Below are 5430 nucleotides of genomic sequence, written 5' to 3' on the forward strand. Positions count from 1 at the left end.
TCCGAGGACGGCAAGCTCACCGACATGACCTTCACCGTGCCTTCCGGCGACGTCGACAAGGCGCTGGCCGTGCTCGAACGCATCAAGGCCGATGTCGGCTACGACGTGGTGCAGTCGGAAGCCGGCATGTCGAAGGTCTCGGTCATCGGCATCGGCATGCGCAGCCATGCCGGCGTCGCCGCCACCGCCTTCAAGGCGCTGGCCGACAAGCAGATCAACATCCGGGCGATCACGACGTCCGAGATCAAAATCTCGATACTGATCGACGGTCCCTATACGGAACTTGCAGTTCGTACTTTGCATTCCGTGTACGGGCTCGATAAGCAATAGCAAGAACTGAGTCAGTTGTTGCGTGAGTGCCGGCCGCGGGAGAAACTGCGGCGGGCAAAGTGCCCATTGGAGAAGAAGCCGCGATGCGTGATACGGCCGGCGGCCCGCGCGTTCTGCTGAAACGGCTCCGCGAGCTCATGCAGGAGCCGCTGGAGCCGCAGGAGCGGCTCGACCGCATCGTGCGCGACATCGCCTCCAACATGGTCGCCGAAGTGTGCTCGCTCTATGTGCTGCGCGCCGACTCGGTGCTTGAGCTCTACGCCACCGAAGGCCTCAACCCCAACGCCGTCCACCTCGCGCAATTGAGGCTCGGCCAAGGCCTGGTCGGCACGATTGCAGCCAGTGCACGGCCGCTCAACCTCTCCAACGCTCAGGAACATCCGGCCTTCGCCTACCTGCCGGAAACCGGTGAAGAGATCTACCATTCCTTCCTTGGTGTTCCGGTGCTGAGGGCAGGGCGCACGCTGGGCGTCCTGGTGGTGCAGAACAAGACCATGCGCCAATATCGCGAAGACGAGATAGAGGCGCTGGAAACGACGGCGATGGTGATCGCCGAGATGATCGCCACCGGCGATCTCGCCAGGCTGACCCGGCCCGGGCTGGAGCTCGACCTCAGCCGTCCTGCGAGCTTCACCGGCCTTTCCTTCAACGAGGGTGTCGGGCTCGGCCACGTCGTGCTGCACGAGCCGCGCATCGTCGTCACCAACCTGTTCAACGAGGACAGCGAGGAGGAGGTGCGCCGCCTCGACCGCTCGCTCGGCTCGCTGAGGCTTTCCATCGACGACATGCTGGAGCGCCGCGACGTCGCTTTCGAGGGCGAGCACCGCGAGGTGCTCGAGGCCTATCGCATGTTCGCCAACGACCGCGGCTGGGTGCGCCGTCTGGAGGAGGCGATCCGCAACGGCCTGACGGCGGAAGCAGCCGTCGAGAAGGTGCAGAGCGACATGCGCGCGCGCATGTTCCACATGACCGACCCTTATCTGCGCGAGCGGATGAGCGATTTCGACGATCTCGCCAACCGGCTGCTGCGCCAGCTGATGGGACGCGGGCCGGAGGATGTCGCGGCCTCGCTGCCCAAGGACGCCATCATCGTCGCCCGCTCGATGGGTGCCGCCGAACTGCTCGACTATCCCAGGGACAAGCTGCGCGGCCTGGTGCTGGAGGACGGCACGGCGACCAGCCATGTCGTCATCGTCGCGCGCGCCATGGGGATCCCGGTCGCCGGGCAGGTCAAAGGCGCCGTTTCCATGGCGGAAAACGGCGACGCCATCATCGTCGACGGCGACGAAGGCTCCATCCATCTGCGGCCGCAGTCCGACCTGGAGGCCGCCTATGCCGAAAAGGTCCGCTTCCGGGCGCGGCGGCAGGAGGTCTACCGCGAGCTGCGCAAGAAGCCGTCGGTCACCAAGGACGGCGTCCCGGTCGATCTCCTGATGAATGCGGGCCTGGCGGTCGACCTGCCGCAGCTCTCGGAATCGGGGGCGGCCGGCATCGGCCTGTTCCGCACCGAATTGCAGTTCATGGTCGCTTCGACCTTCCCGCGCGCCGAGGCGCAGGAACGGCTCTACCGCGACGTGCTCGACGCCGCGCGCGGCAAGCCGGTCACCTTCCGCACCATCGATATCGGCGGCGACAAGGTGCTGCCCTATTTCAAGGGCGTGGTGCAGGAGGAGAACCCGGCGCTCGGCTGGCGGGCGATCCGGCTCACCCTGGACCGCCCCGGCCTGCTCAGGACCCAGATCCGCGCGCTGCTCAAGGCCTGCGGCGGGCGCGAGCTGAAGCTCATGCTGCCGATGGTGACGGAACTGTCGGAAATCGCGCAGGCGCGCGAGATCATCGACCGCGAAGTAAGGCATCTGTCGCGCTTTGCGCATCATCTTCCGACAAGTCTAAAGCTCGGGGCGATGCTGGAGGTGCCTTCGCTGCTGTTCCAGCTCGACGAGCTGATGAAGGCGGTCGACTTCGTTTCGGTCGGCTCCAACGACCTGTTCCAGTTCATCATGGCGGTCGATCGCGGCAACACGCAGCTTGCCGATCGCTTCGACACGTTGTCGGCGCCGTTCCTGCGCGCGCTGAAGCAGATCGCCGATGCCGGCGCCCGCAATCATACGCCGGTGACGCTTTGCGGCGAGCTGGCCGGCAAACCGATCTCGGCGATGGCGCTTATCGGCCTAGGCTTCCGCTCGATCTCGATGTCGCCGGCCTCGATCGGCCCGGTCAAGGCGATGCTGACCGAGCTGCCGCTGCAGGAGCTGGAGGCCTTCTTCAAGGACAATCTGATGGCGCCTGCTCAAGGGACGCCGATGCGGGCGCTGCTGCAGGCCTTTGCCGACGACCGCTCCATACCGCTATAGCATTCTGCCATGATCAACCTGCCCCGCGACCGCATGGATCAAGTCGTCAAGCGTTTCGACATGCTCGAAGCGCAGATGTCGGCCGGGCCGTCGGCCGACGCCTATGTCAAAATGGCCTCGGAATATGCCGACATCCAGGAGATGGTGGGCAAGATCCGGGCGCTGCGCGCCGCCGAGCAGGAACAGGCCGACCTCGAAGCGATGCTCGCCGACAAGAGCACCGACGCCGAAATGCGGGCGCTGGCGGAGGCGGACCTGCCACAGGTCGAGGAGCGCATCGAGGCGTTGCAGAAGGACATCCAGATCCTGCTTCTGCCCAAGGATGCGGCCGACGATAGGAACGCCATCCTCGAAATCCGCGCCGGCACCGGCGGCGACGAGGCGGCGCTGTTCGCCGGCGACCTGTTTCGCATGTATGAGCGCTATGCCGCCTCGCGCGGCTGGCGCTTCGAGGTCGTTTCGGCCAGCGAAGGCGAAGTCGGCGGCTACAAGGAAATCATCGCCTCTGTGTCGGGCAAGGGCGTGTTCGCGCATCTGAAGTTCGAATCCGGCGTGCACCGCGTGCAGCGCGTGCCGGAAACCGAGGCCGGCGGACGCATCCACACCTCGGCCGCCACCGTAGCGGTGCTGCCGGAAGCCGAGGAGGTCGACATCGAGATCAGGCCCGAGGATATCCGCATCGACACGATGCGTGCTTCGGGCTCCGGCGGCCAGCATGTCAACACCACAGACTCGGCGGTGCGCATCACCCATCTGCCGACCGGCATCATGGTGGTGCAGGCGGAGAAGTCGCAACACCAGAACCGGGCGCGCGCCATGCAGATTCTCAGGGCGCGACTCTACGACCTGGAGCGCAGCCGCGCAGATGAAGAGCGCTCGGAGTCGCGAAAATCGCAGGTCGGCTCGGGCGACCGTTCGGAACGCATCCGCACCTATAATTTTCCGCAGGGCCGCGTCACCGACCACCGCATCAACCTAACGCTCTACAAGCTCGAACGCGTGATGATGGGCGAGCTCGACGAGGTGATCGACGCGCTGATCGCCGACCACCAGTCGAAGCTGCTTGCCGACATGAGCGTTGATGGCTGATGTGCTGCCAGCAGCTCTAGGTCCGCTGCTGCGCGCGGCGAGGGAACGGCTTGCTGCTGCCGGCATTGCCGATCCGGCCCTCGATTCCAGACTGATCGTCGAGCATTTTTCCGGCACGACCCGCGCCCAGGCCATCGCCGAGGCCGGTCGTCCAGTCGATGCAACGGTGCTTGCAACGATCGACGCGGCCCTGAGACGTCGCGTCGCAGGCGAGCCGGTGCATCGCATCCTCGGCTACCGCGAATTTTATGGCCTGCGGTTGTCACTTTCGCCGGAAACGCTGGAGCCGCGGCCGGACACCGAGACCCTGGTCGACGCCATCTTGCCCTTCGCCAAGGCAACGGCCGAAAGGTTCGGCGGATGCCGTATTCTCGACCTTGGCACCGGAACCGGCGCCATTGCGCTGGCACTGCTCAGCGCCGTTCCGACCGCGACCGCGACGGGCGTCGATATCTCCGCCGGCGCACTGGCGACCGCCACCCGAAACGCCGAGGATCTGGGGTTAGCCGGGCGCTTCAAAGCCTTGCATTCCAACTGGTTCGAAAAAGTTTCGGGCCGATACCATTTAATTGCCGCGAACCCTCCCTATATACCCAGTCGAGACATTGGAAATCTGCAGGACGAGGTCCGCGATTTCGATCCACGCCGGGCCCTGGATGGTGGTGTGGACGGTCTGGTTCCTTACAGAATCATCGCCGGAGAGGCGGAAGGGTTTCTGGAAGCACAGGGCAAGGTAGCGGTCGAAATCGGCCATACGCAGCAAAGCGAGGTCACTTCGATCTTCGCCGCAGCCGGCTACAGGCTGACGGAAGCGCGGCGCGATCTCGGCGGAAACGACAGGGTTCTGGTGTTTGAGCGTTGAAACCCCTGATGCAGTGCGAAAAAACGCTTGGCAATATTAGGGAATGCAGCTAGGTTCCCGCTTGACCGGATGAGACGAAGCAGGCAGTGCTCTTAGCGATTCGGTTTTCCTTGGAAATAGCTGCCTCCTTGTGCAAACGACGCCCATGCTTCGTGCGGGAATCGTCCGGCAAGTGATGTAACCGGAACAGGATGGCACGTGGCGCCAACGCAATCGATGCGGGCGAACGCCGGTGAAAAAACGAAACGGTCGGCTGCATGAGCGCCACCGTTCGCGAAGAGTTTTAGAAAAATTCACATGAAGAGAGTCGAATGAGGCCACAACAGCAGAACAGGCGCATGCGCGGTCGCAACAACAATGGCGGCGGTGGCAACCAAAACCGCAAGGGCCCTAATCCCCTAACGCGCAACTACGAGAGCAACGGCCCGGACGTGAAGATCCGCGGATCGGCTCAGCAGATCGCCGAAAAATACGCCGCACTTGCCCGTGACGCGCAAAGCTCCGGCGACCGGGTGATGGCGGAGAACTATCTCCAACACGCCGAACACTACAATCGCATCATTGCCGCCGCCCAGGCGCAGATGCCGATCCAGAACGCCCAGCAGAACCGTGACGACTTCGACTATGACGTCGACGAGGATCGCGACGAGTTCGACACCGCCGGCAATGCCAATGCCGGCGAGGCGCAGGCCGCGGCGAACGGCTCCGGGCCGCAGCCGGTGATCGAAGGCACGCCGGCCGAGCCTGGTTTCAACCAGGAAAACGGCCGCGACAACAACCGGCGCGACAACAACG

5 protein-coding genes are annotated in these 5430 nt (G+C 64.3%); all 5 read left to right on the forward strand.

Features of this window, described 5'->3' with window-relative positions; genetic code table 11:
* A partial coding sequence (locus tag EOA38_RS26840) for an ACT domain-containing protein (RefSeq protein ID WP_127300657.1) occupies positions 1 to 330 on the forward strand: 330 nt, incomplete at its 5' end.
* 83 nt (positions 331 to 413) lie between these two features.
* Positions 414 to 2684 carry a phosphoenolpyruvate--protein phosphotransferase gene (gene ptsP / locus EOA38_RS26845; protein WP_126091763.1) on the forward strand — a complete coding sequence of 757 codons (2271 nt, stop codon included), beginning with the start codon at positions 414 to 416 and terminating at the stop codon, positions 2682 to 2684.
* A 9-nt stretch (positions 2685 to 2693) separates the two neighbouring features.
* Entirely contained in the window at positions 2694 to 3773 is a 1080-nt protein-coding gene (gene prfA, locus EOA38_RS26850) for a peptide chain release factor 1 (protein ID WP_126091764.1), read from the forward strand.
* Positions 3766 to 4635, forward strand: a complete 870-nt coding sequence (prmC, locus tag EOA38_RS26855) for a peptide chain release factor N(5)-glutamine methyltransferase (protein WP_126091765.1) — start codon at positions 3766 to 3768, stop codon at positions 4633 to 4635. The genes prfA and prmC overlap by 8 nt, the downstream gene beginning before the upstream one ends.
* Before the next feature lie 338 nt (positions 4636 to 4973).
* Positions 4974 to 5430 (forward strand): DUF4167 domain-containing protein (locus EOA38_RS26860; protein ID WP_245468497.1); only part of this gene is annotated, 457 nt, incomplete at its 3' end.

Origin of the sequence: Mesorhizobium sp. M1E.F.Ca.ET.041.01.1.1 (genome assembly GCF_003997355.1) — a bacterium.
Lineage (GTDB): Bacteria > Pseudomonadota > Alphaproteobacteria > Rhizobiales > Rhizobiaceae > Mesorhizobium.